A 16377-nucleotide genomic window follows, 5' to 3' on the forward strand; every position below is an offset into this window, starting at 1 on the left:
TTGAACACCCTTTCATAAAATAATTATCAATAAGAAGGGTACTTCGTATTTATATACGAAGTACCTTTTTCAATAGACCTATTTAATCCGCTAGGATCATATATATTCACTGCAACAAAAAACAAATCTAAAACAAGTTTCTTCCATCACTAAACTCTATATGTAAGAGTTGATCTCTACTAATAGTAAAGGCTTTTTCTAAGCTCTTGAGAATATGTTGCATATCTTAAAGAGATAACTTACTTTCATGCTTTAACTTGGTGGGGGGTGTAACCAGATATTTGAATCAACTTATTAAAATTGCACAGGTTGATTTAATTTTGAAGATTCGTAGAAAGATAATACTAGTTTTAATACATTTTCACCGTCTTCACCAGTAACAGCAGGTACTCGATTTTCATTAACTGCAGTAACCATGTCCTCAATAATCCACTGATGACCTGGAGTTCCCCATGGGTCTGCTTTTATACTTTCTTTCAAATCTTCAATTTCGTCATCTGTCATATCCATAATATCAAGATGTTCGAAATATAATGCGTTTGTACCACCAATTTTTACCGTACCTTTTTCACCGAAAATTGTGATAGATTCTTCATAATTTTTAGGATACACAGTAGTTGAAGCTTCTACTGTTCCAAGTGCTCCTGAATCAAATTTTATTGTTCCCACAGATACGTCCTCGGCTTCTATGTTTCTAAATCTTGTCGCCTCCATACTAAACACTTGTTCAGGAGTACCCATAAACCATAACAATAAATCAAGATTGTGAATCGCTTGATTCATTAGCACTCCACCATCATGCTGTTTAGTTCCTCTCCAAGGAGCTTGGTCATAATATTCCTGATTTCTGTTCCAATTCACTATACAGTTTGCATGGCTAATCTTTCCTAATAAGCCTCGATCCATAATTTTTCTCAGCTCTTGAACAACTGGTCTAAAACGGTTCGGATGAACCACAGCCAATTTTACATTATTGGTCTTACAAGCATTTATAATTTTCTCGGTATCTTCCACTGTCATCGCGATTGGTTTCTCTACAATAATATGCTTTTTTGCTTCTGCTACTTGAACTGCAATGGAAGCATGGAAGCCACTAGGGGTACAAATACAAATTATATCAACATCTTCTTTTTCTAGCATTTTTTCTAATTCAGTATAAGGTTCTGCACCATATTCTTCTTTATAGAATTTCATCGTAGCTGGAACTTTATCACAGACTGCAACGAGCTTTGCAGCATCAATTTTCTCAATTGCTGCTGCATGCTTTTTTGCTATAAAGCCACATCCGACAATTGCAAAATTCATAACTAAACCTCTTCCCTATTCAATATATTGATATTAAGCGTTCATAAATTCTTGTATTACATCACATACTTTTGTAATTTCTTCCTCTGTCAGATATGGATGCATGGGAAGTGAAAGAACGGTATCACAAAGTTTGTTTGTTACAGTAAAATCTCCCTCTATAAATGTAAGGTCAGCGAATGCTTGTTGGCGATGCATTGGCTTAGTATAGTAAATCATACTTGGAATATCATTTTTCTTCAGCTTGTCCTGTAAAGCATCTCTTTGTTCTTTTGAATTAAGCTTGATTGTATATTGGGCAAAACTAGAGTAATAACCTTCTGGAATAAAAGGTGTTTCAACAATATTCTGCAGTTTTTCACTATACAGTTGATAAGCTCTATTTACTCCATCTAGCTCATGTTCTTTAAATGCATGTAATTTTACTTGCAAGATGGCTGCTTGTATGGTATCTAGTCTTGAGTTCACACCAATTCTTACATTGTCATATTTATTTTCACCTTTACCATGAACTTTATAGGAACGAAGCAGTTCAGCTGTTTCATCACTATCCGTAAAGATTGCCCCACCATCTCCATAACATCCTAAAGGCTTAGCTGGAAAAAAGGATGTAGTTGCAGCGTCACCAAAACTGCAGGCCATTTTCCCATTAATATTTCCACCAAATCCTTGTGCACCGTCTTCTAATACAAGCAAATCATACTGTTTAGCAATCTTCTCTAGCTCAGCATAATTAGCAGGGAGTCCAAACAGATCAACTGGTATAACCATTTTAGGATTTAATTTTCCTTCTTTTTTCACTTTTTCAATTGATTGTATAAGCATAACAGGATCAATATTGAAAGTCTTTTCATCAACGTCTACAAAAACTGGTGTAGCTCCATTAAAGGAAACTACTTCACCTGTTGAAAAGAATGTAAAGTCAGGTACAAAAACAGCGTCACCCTCTTTTACATCCCAAGCCATTAAAACCAATGACAGAGCATCCGTTCCATTAGCACATGTAATACAGTGCTTAACACCTACATATTCAGCTAGTTCTTTTTCAAGTTCATTGACTGGTTTTCCACCTATATATTGGCCAGTGTTTAGCACATTTTGAATAGCATCATCAATAGCTGATTTATACTGAGTATATTGAGCTTTTAAGTCACGAAACTGCATACTTTACCTCTCTCCTCTTATTTAACTTCAGTTAAACTATGTTCTTTTAATTCATAAGATCTATTACATTCTTTACAATGATAATCTTCCTTTAAAGGAAGACCACATTCACAAACCCAACCAATTTGTTTTGCCGGAACTCCAGCCATTAATGCATAGTCTGGAACATCTTTGGTTACAACGGCTCCAGAAGCAATCATGGCCCAGGAACCGATGGTATTTCCACATACAATCGTTGCGTTTGCTCCTATAGAAGCGCCATATTTAACTAATGTTCTTTTATACGCAGCACTACCTTTAGGGTATTTACTTCTTGGTGTTAAATCATTAGTAAATACCATAGATGGACCACAGAAAACATAATCTTCTAATTCCACACCCTCATATACAGAAACGTTATTTTGAATCTTTACTCCACTGCCAATTTTGACGTTGTTAGATACATTTACATTCTGTCCTAATGAACAATTCTCCCCTATTTGAACACCTCTATGAACATGACTAAAATGCCAAATATTAGTATCTTTCCCAATTCTCACATCTCCATCTATATAACTACTTTCATGTGCAAAATAGTCCATTTCATATCTCCTTATCTATTTATATATCATCTGAATTGAGTCTTGCAAAAATCTCTTCGAAACAATTCACTAGTTTTGTCAATTGTTTACTCCCTAATCTGTTTTTATCTAGTTCATTGCTTCTCATTAATTTTTTCAAAAACGAAGCATAAACTTACGTCCTTATTTCTGAAACTAATATTTCCATAAAAACCCAAAACATACATAAGTAAGACTGACTAGCCTTGGAAATGATTTCAGGAATTCCAGCTAGTGATGAGGAGCAGGAAAATACCCTCATGGACAACTGTTACATGTTAAGCACTAATTCTGAACAGTAATAAAATAGGTTCATGTATTAGCACATTCTTTTCGCAACTAAAGTTTGTTCATGAAGGTCGTGTGCAGATTCTGCTTTGAGGGTTCCGTTTCGGATAGACCTCTTTATTGTTGGTTTTAAATGTAAGACTCAAGTAAGTAACTTGAGTTATTAAAATATTTAAAATAAGTACAGGAACTTGCTAACATTCTATCTAAAAATATTTTATTGAATAATTATGTCTAAAATTTTCTCAGCAGCATGCCCGTCCCCAAAAACATTCAAATATTCTGGAGTTGTTTCTTTCGCTACAGCTTCAAGAATACTTTGTTTATCAGTACCTGTTAGTATGTTGGCATCGTATTTTAAAGTTTCTATCCATTCTGTTTGATCTCGAACGGTCACACAAGGAATTCTCATAAAGTACGCTTCTTTTTGAACGCCGCCTGAATCGGTGATGATTTTCTTTGCTTGTGATTCAAGAGTCAGCATGTCAAGATACCCTACTGGTTCGATCACTTTCAGATTATGAATATCATCCAGGTTGTACCCCATTGATTTAAGGACATTTTTGGTTCTCGGATGAATCGGCCACACTTTTAATGTGTCAATTTCATTTAACGCTTCTAAAATATTTTTGATTCTTTCTGGATCATCCGTATTCTCTGCGCGATGAATTGTGATAAGATGATAGTCCTCATCGGAAATTTCCAGGTTCTTAATGATTTCAGATTTTTCGTTTGCTAATTCCCGATTATAAAGTACCGCATCGTACATTACATCGCCAACATTAATAACATTATTTGTAATATTTTCATTTTTAAGATTTCCTACTGCAGTATCTGTAGGACAGAATAGATACTCAGAAATATGGTCAGTCAAAATTCTGTTTACTTCTTCCGGCATCTTTTTATTAAAGCTTCTTAAACCTGCTTCAATATGGATGATAGGGATATTTAGCTTAGATGCAGCCAGTGAACCAGCAAGTGTTGAGTTCGTATCACCGTACACTAATACATAGTCAGGCTTTTCTTTCAGAAGAATTCTTTCAATTCCAACAAGCATTTCTCCTGTTTGTTTTCCATGGGAGAATGATCCGATTCCCAACTGGAAATCCGGTTTTGGTATATTAAGTTCTTCGAAGAATATATCAGACATATTGGTATCGTAATGTTGGCCAGTATGGATAATTAGCTCTTCAACATGCGCTCTAAGTACTCTTGAAACGGGTGCTGCTTTAATAAATTGCGGTCTTGCGCCTATGATAGTAATTATTTTCATTTGTATAGTTCCTCCCCTAAAATATTTTGCTTATTTTCTTTAAAATTGTTAACTTCTGTAGCTCTTGAAATTTTTGTAACAAATAATAGGCAAGAACGATACCAGCCGTAAACATTTTAGGTACTTAGAAAATAATAATAACTCTCTCACCAACCAAACGAGCTTATTTAGTCGGTACGCCTTTATGTAAAGGTCTTAGGTTACGTATCTTTCCTTACCTAGGTAGGGGCAAAAATTAATGGTTCATCTTTTATGGCAATGCGGATGGATAATGGGTGCCAACACTTAAATGAACAACATCCTTTGTCCTCTCTCCCATTACAGCTTAATGTATTTATTCGGTTTCGCTACATTATGTAACGCATTTCGTGTATCAAAAATGACCTTGCTTTCTTTTGCGATCATCTCATAATTAAAGTCTGTGTGATCTGTCGTTAAAAGAACGAGATCAGAATCATTCAGAACCTCCCTATTCATTTCAATAGTGTCAATTGTTTTACCAACTGCTTTGAATGAAGACACATATGGATCTACTACCACATAGTCTGCACCTTGTGCTTCAAGGATTTCAATGATTTTCAGAACTGGCGATTCACGAACATCGTTGATATCTTTCTTATATGCGACTCCTAGAACGGTTACCTTTGCTCCCCGTAGAGCTTTTCCATCTTCGTTCAGGATTTGCATCATTCTGTTCACGACATATTCAGGCATCGTGTTATTGATTTCACCCGCTAACTCGATCAGACGAGTATGGTAATTATACTCTCTTGCTTTCCATGTTAGGTAGAATGGATCGATTGGGATACAGTGACCCCCTAGTCCAGGTCCTGGATAGAATGCCATGAATCCGTATGGCTTTGTTTTCGCCGCATCGATTACTTCCCATACGTCGATCCCCATCTTTTCACATAGAATTGCCATTTCGTTTGAAAGGGCAATGTTAATATGACGGAATGTGTTCTCAAAGATTTTTTCCATTTCGGCAACAGCCGGGCTGGATACTTCAAATACATCCCCTTCAAGAACATTTTTATAAAGGCTTGCCGCTACGGCCGTACATTTCTCCGTGATACCACCGACAACCTTTGGTGTGTTCTTTGTTTTGAATTGTTTGTTACCTGGATCGACACGTTCAGGAGAGTACGCAATAAAGACATCTTCTCCTGTTTTGTAGCCTTTTTCTTCTAGTACCGGCATCACGATTTCTTCCGTAGTTCCCGGATATGTTGTAGATTCAAGAACAACCAATGTTCCTTGCTTCGCATGCTTGGCAATTTCTTTTGAAGAACTTTCTACATAAGATGTGTCCGGCTGTTGGTAAATATCCAATGGAGTAGGTACACAGATTGCAACTGCGTCCACTTCAGCGATCATGGCATAATCGGTCGTCGCGATTAAACGCTCAGATTTCACCATCTCCACTAAATCTTCATCCACTACATCGCCAATATAGTTAATCCCTTTGTTCACTTCGTCAACCCTTGATTGCTGTACATCGAAACCAATGACTTTGTATCCAGCTTTCGCTTTCTCTACAGACAGTGGCAACCCAACGTAACCAAGTCCTACGACACCGATTACCGCTTCTTTTGTTTCTATTTTAGCTAATAAATTTTCATAATGGTTCATCGTTTTTTTCCCCTTTATAAATCGATTCTTTTCCAGCTTTTTTAGATTCTAAAATTGCGTGTATTAATAGAACAGGGCCCTTCCCTTTGGCACCTGTTACAATTGGAGATTTTCCTTCTTCAATCGTCTCACGTGCAGAAAGGATTTTTCTGAATACCTTCAGTCAGAGCTTTGACTTCCAATATAAGCTGCTCCTCCAGTTATTAATTTGGTCATAGCACTAACGTGTTTCAACAAAAATAGTCTATAATTATGGACTGACTATGGTTTATTCTTATAAAAATAATTTTTCAACACTTTTATTTCTTCATCAATTTCCCCTGTCAATTTAATAACTAACAAGAATATAACAATTCCACTAATAGCCCCTAGAATTAGAGTGATAGAGGTTGAATTAGAGTAAATAGTTAAAATTGATAAAGATGAGGCCATAATAATTGAAGATAGTAATATATTCATAATTGACTTTAATTGAATTTTAATCCTAAATACCTTTCTTGACTTTATCAACGAAATCATTAAATAAAATATATATGAAGCTGCAGTCGTATATGCGGCTGCTATAAAACCAAATATAGGTATAAAAATAATATTAAGTACTAAGTTCAAAACAGCTGTGATTATATTTAAATACATTATTATTTTTGTTTTTTTTGTGAGTTCCCATACTTTATTAGAGTATTGACTAACACCCATTAACAATATTCCTAAAGATACCATTGGTAATACTCTATCCCCACTTAAATATTCTTCCGAACCTAACATTTCCAATACCTCAGAAGAAAAACAAATAAACCCAAAAAATAGTGGAATGGTCACTAATAAATAGTATCTAAGCATTTTTCCAACAACTACCTCAGTGTCACGCCTTCCACTGGTATTCCAAACTTTCACTATTACAGGATATCCAGCTAACATCATAACAGTAATTATCAAACTGAGGATCGTATTGGCAATAGAATAACTAACGGAATATATTCCAACTTCTTTCGAAGTTTCAAAGATTTTTATTATATACCTATCAGATAATGCTATTATCCAAGATGTAAAAGTCAAACCTATAAGAGGAACACCATAATCTCTAAATGTTTTCAAGATAGAAAAATCTATAACCCTAAAATTTACATTCGAAAAAGTTAAGGTTCTAATGCTAATAATAATTGTAGAAGTATGAGCTATAATTAAAGCAATTAATATACTTTCTATATTGAAATTATAATAACTTACTAATAGATAAACGATTATTAACTTACTTAGCGATACTACTACATTATTTAAACTAAAAATTTTCACTAACCTGTTCGCTCTTAGTATTGACTGAAAAGTGCTGTCGAAAGCTTGAACGAAGAAAAGAAAGAAACCATAATAAGTAAGTTTCATAAAGGAATTGCTCACGTTTCCGTAAGTTAATATAAAGATAGGTATTGAAACAAGTAGAACTGTAATATTTATTAGAAGTACAGTATATATTATTGTGCTAATATAAGAATCATTTTTTTTAAATTCATAATTAAATCTAATAATTGATTGATTTAACCATCCTATTAAAACAGAATTCATAAAACCTAAACTACTTATTACTAGCGCATAATCTCCATAATGTTCTGGTGTAAATAGTCTAGTATACAAGATTATTGATAAAAATCCGCTTATTCCTTGTGCAACATTACCAGGCAAGTACCATAATGTATCCGATCCAAAATTCTTAAATGTTTTTTTCATAATAGACCCATTATTTAACATTCATTAAAAACGTGAATGAAATTTTCAGTTATCTCTTTATAGTTATATCTATTGATTTCTCTTTTATTTGGAGAAAATATTATCTCACCTTGCTTATACATTAAATAATGTCTTAGTAAGTACTCTTTTAACTGATTAAAGTCTTTATCATGGTTTGGAGATTCGTATGTGATACCCAAATCACAATAATTCATAATCTCTTTTACTTTACTGCCCTCTAAGTTTCCATTTACCAAGGATATTATGGGATTATTTATCATCATATATTCCAAAAACTTCCCGGTTACTATCCCTCTACTATTCGAGTTATTCCAAGTAGCCATAACTAGAATATGACTTCTTTTCTGTAAAATTAACGCATTTTTTCTTTCGATAAGGCCATTGTCACTAATAATATTAGTTAGATCATATTTATTCGCCTGATTGAACAAATCATTGTACGAGTTTCCAGCATAAGAGAACATTATATCCGATTCATTAACTACACCCTCAGTGATGAGTTCTTTAATAGCTTTAAAAAGAATTGAAAGATCTCTTTTACCACTATACAATTGACCTGTATAAGTTAACGTAAACTTCTCGAATTTTTTTTGTTTTTGTATATTAGAGTCAATATCCTCTAAATCATATCCATTTGGTATCACTTGTACTAATTTTTTGTAGTTTTGTAGAAAAAGATTTTCCTGGGTTCCTTCTGAAACTGTTGTTATAGCGTCTATATTATTTAAGTATTTATTCAAAAATAATTTCATAAACCTTTTGAAACCAAAGGGGATTGAATCTACATAAATGGGATCCCGGAAATCAGCAACCCATTTAACACTCTCCCCTTTCTTCTTTATAAAATTAGCTATCAAAACGTTCCCTAATGTGCTATAAGTGGAAACCACAATATCATATTTGGCATAGTTTATCTCATGCTTTTTTAATTGACGATAATAATCGTATTCATTAGCTATTAATAAAGCATGCTTTACAAACTTTTTGAACCAATTAAGAATTCCATTTTTATTATTTTTCCTAACTTTTAAGACATTTCGAGATGTTTGATTTTTGATGTTATTTGTATTTAATAAAATCGATTCTACTTTATTAAATTTTTCACTGTTTGATATTCTATAGATATTAGGAATATCTTTAACATCTATTTCTAAAATTGAATCTATTGAGTACTTGTCATCTTTAGATGTAATAACATCGACTTCAAAGTTTTCATGTTGATTTAGGTATTTAGATAGTTTTGTTGGTCTGATTGCACCAATTGTATTATAAGGGCTAAATAATCTGCTTACGATAAGTACTTTTTTTTTCATTATTTATTGTTCTCCTTAGAACTTGAAAATCTACAAGTTTAATAACATGTGTGAGGTTAATTCTCTTTACTCTTATCAACTCTGGGGATTTCATTAAATATTAAAATCGCACATAAAATTAACCCATTCCACAAAAACCTTTTGACTAATGCATCTAGAAAAAGTGAAGGTATAAGTCCACATAAAAGAATTGCAAGTGCAAAATAATTTCTGGACTTAATTATTTTCAAAACAAGTATAATGATACTCGACATAAAAAAAGTTATTCCTAAAAATCCCGTTTCAAATAATATCATTAAATATGAATTATGCATGCCTTTAACATGCCCAAAATAATTAACAGATGTATTTAGAAACGAACCTATCCCAAATCCTATAATTGGGCTTTCATAAAGTTGTTGTATTGCAAAATCCCAAATAACAGTTCTTTCGCTTCCGCCTTCATAACTCTCAAAGTCTAGAAATCTATCTAATAGTTCTATTGGTATAAATAAACTTAAAATCCATAAACCAGTTAAAACTATTAACGTAATTTTCAAGCAATACACTAATGAATTGAAAAAAGATTTATTCTTCATTAAGGAAAAGGTAATGATTATAATGCTAAGAATACTTGCTACAAACCCTCCCCTAGAACCCGTGAAAAATAAAGCTACTGCATTAATAATGAAAAGAGCTAAGTGAAAGATAGAAAAGCCTTTTTTATTATTAAGTGTTTTAAAAAAAGAAATTGCTACCCCATATACTAAAAAAGCCGCAGCATTATTTGGATCTAATTCTGCACCTAAGAAAGAAAAAGTATACCTAATCCCTTCTCCGTGATACAGTGACATTGAATTTAACATTAATATGGCAGCGAAAGTACTTCCTAACAAAGTGAAATTTAGAAATAAATTTATCTGTGAAATAGTGTACTTAAATACTGTAATTATAGTAAAAAAAATTATTACATTGATGTAACTGGATAAATAAACTAGTGCATAATGTATTGAGGGAGTCCAAAATATACTTAGGACTTCAATAAAGCACCAGCTGATTAATCCCAAATGAACCCAACTAATAATTAGGTGAGTTTGTACAAAGTATGCTCTAAATAATATGACTAGTATTATTATAATCCCTAAATATTTAATAGGAGGTCCAATAGGACTTATTGAGTTAAATACAAATTCTATTGGACAAAGAAAAAAATAAAGAGAAATCAAAAATGTAATTAATTTATTTCCCGCATAATAATTAACGTTCATTTTATTATTAATAGATAACATCTTGGCCATTCCTACTAACATAATTATTTAAGAATCCTTCTTCGAATTTAAAGACTCTGCAAAAGCTCTAAAATTTATATCCTTGTTATATTTTTGAATAAAAAGTTCACGTGAATTACTGCATAGTTCTTTATACTTAGCTGCATCCATTGAAAAAAAAGATTTAATTTGAGCAGTAAGTTGAGCAGTAGTGAAGTCATGAGGTATTAGAGTACCATTATATCCACTAATGCAAATTTCACTATTTCCACCAACATCAGTTGCTATTATTGGGATTCCGAGTGAAATAGCCTCCATTATCGAGACTGGAATACCTTCAATTGAAGAAACATTAATAAAGATATGTGGAGATTCTTCTTTATAATAAGAAATAATTTCACTATTTGTTTTTTTTCCCATTAATTTAACTTTAATATTACTTGGTAGTTTATTTATGCACATTTGCTTTATTTGATTATAAAGTGGACCATCCCCAAAATGAGTCCAAGTTACATTAATATCGGTAATATTAGCTAAAGATTTTACTAATAAATCTATTCGTTTTATCTCATTAATATATGAGCAGCTAACTATCTTTAATTCTTTCCCTATTTCCCTATTTGCAACTAAGCCGTTATCCTTCACACCTAGTCTATTTACAATTACTTTATCACTAGGTATTCCTAGAGACGATAAATATTCTTTCCCAGAAGCACTTATTGAGTATAGTGTATCTAAACTTGCTTTAATATTTGTCAAACCTATCTTATAGTTATTCATTTTCTTTGGGAAAAACACATCGCTTGAACCATGCGCCCTAGAAACGACACCTAAATTATTAAAGCCTCTTTTTAATAATTTATTTTTAATAGAGAGTGCTGAGAAGACTAAATGTGAAAACCAGTAAGAATATATTATTATCCTATCATCCTTATTAGAGTTATTTCTAATTATACTTAAAGTTTGTCTTGTAATTATATGATCACTAATATAATTCAGAAATAAATCCTTTAAAGCAGTTTTATTGAAAAGTAACCTGTTTTTACCTAAATTATATACTTCTTTATAAATAGATGGGTTTAGAAATAATACAAGAGGTAGATAAATAAGCACTTCAATAAACTTTTTTCTTCTATTAATTCTTTCAGTAAAGACATTAGTAAACGTACCTTCGTAAATATCATTACTATATGATGCATGTGAGGTTGGAACTAGTATAATTTCGTCAAAGTAATCATTTAGAACCTTTAACTCTTCATGAATAAATTGTTCAGATGGTGGCGTATAAGGGTAAGTATAAGTTAGGAAAACTAATTTATTCTTCAACTAAAACAACCTCTTTTTCTATTGGGGTAACTAAGTATATTTAAAATACTCATTTTCAAGGAATTACCTGTTTCGAAATTCTTTCATAGGAAAAAGTATCGTAACCCTTTGTTTCAGCAATATTTTTCATTTGAACTAATAATCTGTTATCATTTCTTAATTTATTTATACTATTTATAACAATATTTTCATTATCGTTTTCTAAAAAAATGCAATTCCCCCCAATATCAACATATTCCATACCTTTCCATTTTTTGCATATCAAAGGAAGACCACTACAGATTGCTTGTTCCCACAATGCGGACTTTGTACCAGGGAATATCGCAATATCTGAAGCTAAATAATAATCATAAACATCTTCACCATTTAACCAACCTATATACGTTACTCTATCATCTAATTCAATTAGTTTTAACATTTCATCCTTTATATCATCGGAAAAAGCACCAAATATTATTAATTTTAGTTTTTTATCATCTATTTTTTGTATAGATTTGAGTAAAAGTTCAGTATTTTTCCCTTTAGTTAACTTTCCACCTGTTATCAATACACAATCATCATTATCAATATTTAAAACTTTTCTTATTCTTCGCTTAATTTCGTTCCGATTATTAAAATTTATCATTTCAGTATCTGCTCCCAGATATAAGTACTCCATTTTATCATTTGTAACATTATACATTTCTCTCACAAAATCTCTGCAACCTGGTGCTAGTACAAATATTTTCTCTATACTAGGTAACGCCTTTTGTATGACCCTTTTGTAAATCCTTTTGTGCAAAATTTCTCTTGACAACTTATTTGTACCACTATTAATATAAGCTGCATGATTATCAGCTATTAGTTTACAATTCGGATTATTTTTTACGTATCTAGCAACCTCTAGAAGATCTAAAAACTGTATTCCGTGATTAAATATTAATTCAGGTTTTTCTTTTTCAAGTAGATTATAAGTTCCTTGATATATTTTTAATTTGTCATTTAATTTACCTAACCATTTATGTTTGTAATCAATTCTTATTACTTTAATACCATTAGAGTTAATATATTCTCCAGATTCGGCCAAATCTGGCTGTCCATTATCTTTACGATAGGTGAATCTTGAAGCAATTATTGTAACATCGTGCCCATTTTTTTTATGATACTTAGGGATAAGGTTTTCTTGATAACCAAAATCTTCTATATAAAAGTTAGATAAACATAAGTGTACAATTTTCATCTATTCTTACCGACTCCAAACAATCCTATTTACATAATCTGTATATGACAAAATTATTCTTAATACTTTAAAAGATACATTAGGAATATTATAATCTGATACTGTTCTTAAAGTTCCTCTATCTTGACTTTCTAATATACTTAGGCCTTGTAGTATCCTTTCCTTCTTTACCCCAACCATCATCACTGATGCCTCTTCCATTGCCTCTGGTCTTTCATGAGCTTGTCTAATATTTAATGCCTTAAATCCAAGAATAGAAGATTCTTCACTTATAGTTCCACTATCACTTAGCACAGCCTTAGCTTTTAGTTGAAGTTTCACATAATCATTAAATCCTAAAGGTTTCATCGTCTTTACCAATGAATTGAATTTTATTTCTTTAGCTTCAATCATATTTCTAGTTCTAGGATGCGTACTTACAATAACAGGCATATTATATTTTTCCGCTATTGAATTCAAACTATTAACTAGATCAAGGAAATTAGTTTCATAATTAATATTTTCTTCTCTATGTGCTGATACTACAAAATATTTTCCCTCTTCAAGTTCTAATTTTTCTAGTATTTCAGAGCTCTCGATATCTTCTTTTCTAGAATTTAGAACTTCAAACATAGGGCTACCTGTTTTAATAACTCTATCTGAAGGAAAACCTTCCTTAAGTAGATACTCTCTTGCAATATCACTATATGTTAAATTAATATCCGCGGTATGATCCACGATTTTTCTATTAGTCTCTTCAGGAACTCTTTGATCAAAACATCTATTCCCAGCTTCCATGTGAAAAATAGGAATCTGCCTTCTTTTCGCAGCAATTGCACATAAACAACTATTAGTATCACCAAGGACCAAAAAAGCATCCGGTTTTACTTCTTCCATAATTGGATCGATTTTAACCAGAATATTTCCAATCGTTTCTACAGCAGTTCCTGTAGCTGCATTAAGAAAATAATCAGGTTTTCTTAAATTAAAATCATTAAAAAACACTTCATTTAATTCATAATCGTAATTTTGGCCTGTGTGAACTAAAGTATGTTCTATAGCATTTGATTCTTCTAATCTATTTATAACAGCTGATAGTCTAATAATCTCTGGTCGAGTTCCAACAACTGTCATCACTTTTAATTTCTTCATTAGGTTATACCTCCAAGTAGTAAGTATCAGGTTTCTCTGGATCAAATAATTCATTGGCCCACATGATAGTGACCATATCAGTATCACCTAGATTTTCTATATTGTGCGTATATCCAGTTGGTATGTCTATTACTTCTAATTTATTTCCACTCACAAAATATTCAATGACAGCTTCTGTATCAATCTTTCTAAATCTGATAACACCTTTACCACTTACCACTAGAAATTTTTCATTCTTTGTGTGGTGCCAGTGATTACCTTTTGTAATACCTGGTTTAGATACATTAACAGAAACTTGGCCTCTTTCTGGCGTTTTGATAAATTCTGTAAAAGAACCTCTTTGATCTATATTCATCTTAAGGTCGTAACTGAACTGGTCTTCTGGCAAATAGCTAAGATAAGTACTATACAACTTCTTTGTAAATGCATCTGTCATATTGGGTACAGATCTTTGTTCTCGACTTTTTTTAAATGAGTAAATTAACTCAACAATTTCACCAAGTGGTTTAGTGTGAACTACCGGAATTTCACAAAAATCACCTATAGAATTTTCATTACTATTTAATGCATTTACCATTTCCTCAATTACGTCATCAATATATACCAGATTCATAACTACACTTGGGTCATTTACCTGGATTGAAAGATCGTGTGAAACATTGTGACAAAAAGTTGCCACAGCGCTGTTATAATTAGGTTTACACCACTTTCCAAAAACATTTGGAAAGCGATAGATAAGTGCCTTTGCCCCAGTTTCTTTACTATAATCAAATAGTAATCTTTCACCTGCTCTTTTACTAATACCGTATGGATTATCCTTTATTGCTTGTGTAGAAGAGGAAATCATTACTGGACAGTTATTTTGATACTTTTTTAAAGTATTCAGGAGCACCGAAGTAAATCCATAGTTCCCATCCATAAACTCAGACTGATCTTGAGGACGATTTACTCCTGCAAGATGAAAAATAAAATCTGCCTCTTTACAATAATCATCGAGTAATGCTGGATTCGTGTCTCTACTATATTCATAAATATCAGTAAAATTGCGATTCTTAAGTTCTGCTACGAGATTCTTCCCAATAAAACCTTTTGCACCCGTTACTAATATCTTCATATTTGATTCCACGCCTTCAATTCTTCACGAACATAGTCAAGCATAAGCAACCTATCTTTAATCTCTTCGATATTTAGCCTATCTGTATTATGAGAATTATATTCCTCTTCGGTAGATAACTTTTGATCTCCCTCGACAAAATACTTGTCATAGTTTAGATCTCTTTTATCAGCAGGAACCCGATAAAACCCGCCTAAATCTTCGGCTACCACATGCTCTTCTCTAGTAAGCAAAGTTTCATAAAGTTTCTCTCCATGACGGGTACCAATTACTTTAATTTCATTTTCTACATTAAACAGTTCTATGATTGCTTTTGCTAAATCCCCAATTGTAGAAGCGGGTGATTTTTGAACCATAATATCTCCGGCTTCAGCATTTTTAAATGCAAAAACTACAAGTTCCACCGCTTCTTCAAGACTCATTAAAAATCTAGTCATATTAGGATCTGTCACTGTTAAAGGTTGACCATTTTTTATTTGATCAATAAATAATGGTATAACTGATCCTCTTGAGGCCATAACATTACCGTATCTAGTCCCACTTATTAGAGTTCTCTCTGAATCTACCGTTTTTGCTTTTGCCACAAACACTTTTTCCATCATAGCTTTAGAGATTCCCATTGCGTTAATAGGATAAGCCGCTTTATCAGTAGATAAACAGATTACTTTTTCAACCCCGCTTTCAACTGCACCTGTCAGAACATTTTCCGTTCCAATAACATTTGTCTTAACAGCCTCTAATGGGAAGAATTCACAAGAAGGAACCTGTTTTAAGGCCGCGGCATGAAAAATATAGTCAACCCCATGCATTGCATTTTTAACACTAGCTAAATCCCTGACATCACCTATATAGAATTTTAACTTTTCACTTTTGTAAACTTTACGCATATCGTCTTGCTTTTTTTCGTCTCTTGAGAATATGCGGATTTCTTTAATATCTGTATCTAAAAATCTTTTCATTACAGCATTTCCGAACGAACCTGTTCCTCCAGTAATGAGTAGGGTCTTGTCTTTAAACATATTT

13 protein-coding genes are annotated in these 16377 nt (G+C 32.4%); all 13 read right to left on the reverse strand.

Annotated features, from left to right (window positions below; translation table 11 throughout):
• Positions 1 to 294: 294 nt before the first annotated feature.
• Positions 295 to 1305 carry a Gfo/Idh/MocA family protein gene (locus ACCB35_RS20675; protein ID WP_374055118.1) on the reverse strand — a complete coding sequence of 337 codons (1011 nt, stop codon included), beginning with the start codon at positions 1303 to 1305 and terminating at the stop codon, positions 295 to 297.
• Between the two features lie 33 nt (positions 1306 to 1338).
• On the reverse strand, positions 1339 to 2469 hold the full coding sequence (locus ACCB35_RS20680) for a DegT/DnrJ/EryC1/StrS family aminotransferase (protein WP_374055119.1): 1131 nt from the start codon (positions 2467 to 2469) through the stop codon (positions 1339 to 1341).
• A gap of 17 nt (positions 2470 to 2486) precedes the next feature.
• Positions 2487 to 3050 carry a DapH/DapD/GlmU-related protein gene (locus ACCB35_RS20685; RefSeq protein WP_374055120.1) on the reverse strand — a complete coding sequence of 188 codons (564 nt, stop codon included), beginning with the start codon at positions 3048 to 3050 and terminating at the stop codon, positions 2487 to 2489.
• Positions 3051 to 3573: 523 nt separating this feature from the next.
• Positions 3574 to 4629, reverse strand: coding sequence for a non-hydrolyzing UDP-N-acetylglucosamine 2-epimerase (gene wecB, locus ACCB35_RS20690; RefSeq protein ID WP_374055121.1), 1056 nt, complete (start codon positions 4627 to 4629; stop codon positions 3574 to 3576).
• A gap of 318 nt (positions 4630 to 4947) precedes the next feature.
• Positions 4948 to 6261: a nucleotide sugar dehydrogenase gene (locus ACCB35_RS20695; protein WP_374055122.1), complete on the reverse strand. Its 1314-nt coding sequence runs from the start codon at positions 6259 to 6261 to the stop codon at positions 4948 to 4950.
• A 261-nt stretch (positions 6262 to 6522) separates the two neighbouring features.
• Positions 6523 to 7983 carry an oligosaccharide flippase family protein gene (locus ACCB35_RS20700; RefSeq protein WP_374055123.1) on the reverse strand — a complete coding sequence of 487 codons (1461 nt, stop codon included), beginning with the start codon at positions 7981 to 7983 and terminating at the stop codon, positions 6523 to 6525.
• Positions 7984 to 7997: 14 nt separating this feature from the next.
• Positions 7998 to 9317: a glycosyltransferase gene (locus ACCB35_RS20705; protein WP_374055124.1), complete on the reverse strand. Its 1320-nt coding sequence runs from the start codon at positions 9315 to 9317 to the stop codon at positions 7998 to 8000.
• Between the two features lie 56 nt (positions 9318 to 9373).
• Positions 9374 to 10594, reverse strand: coding sequence for an O-antigen ligase family protein (locus ACCB35_RS20710; protein ID WP_374055125.1), 1221 nt, complete (start codon positions 10592 to 10594; stop codon positions 9374 to 9376).
• An 18-nt stretch (positions 10595 to 10612) separates the two neighbouring features.
• Positions 10613 to 11890: a glycosyltransferase gene (locus ACCB35_RS20715; RefSeq protein ID WP_374055126.1), complete on the reverse strand. Its 1278-nt coding sequence runs from the start codon at positions 11888 to 11890 to the stop codon at positions 10613 to 10615.
• A 55-nt stretch (positions 11891 to 11945) separates the two neighbouring features.
• Positions 11946 to 13109 carry a glycosyltransferase family 4 protein gene (locus tag ACCB35_RS20720; protein ID WP_374055127.1) on the reverse strand — a complete coding sequence of 388 codons (1164 nt, stop codon included), beginning with the start codon at positions 13107 to 13109 and terminating at the stop codon, positions 11946 to 11948.
• Between the two features lie 6 nt (positions 13110 to 13115).
• The gene (gene wecB, locus ACCB35_RS20725; protein WP_374055128.1) at positions 13116 to 14240 is read right to left on the reverse strand and encodes a non-hydrolyzing UDP-N-acetylglucosamine 2-epimerase; all 1125 of its coding nucleotides are present in this window, start codon (positions 14238 to 14240) and stop codon (positions 13116 to 13118) included.
• A 4-nt stretch (positions 14241 to 14244) separates the two neighbouring features.
• On the reverse strand, positions 14245 to 15354 hold the full coding sequence (locus ACCB35_RS20730; protein WP_374055129.1) for a capsular polysaccharide biosynthesis protein CapF: 1110 nt from the start codon (positions 15352 to 15354) through the stop codon (positions 14245 to 14247).
• Entirely contained in the window at positions 15351 to 16373 is a 1023-nt protein-coding gene (locus ACCB35_RS20735) for a polysaccharide biosynthesis protein (protein WP_374055130.1), read from the reverse strand. Before ACCB35_RS20735 ends, ACCB35_RS20730 begins: the two co-directional genes overlap by 4 nt.
• Positions 16374 to 16377 lie beyond the last annotated feature (4 nt).

The sequence above is a fragment of the Rossellomorea sp. FM04394 genome, from assembly GCF_041889765.1.
GTDB lineage: Bacteria > Bacillota > Bacilli > Bacillales > Bacillaceae_B > Rossellomorea > Rossellomorea aquimaris_B.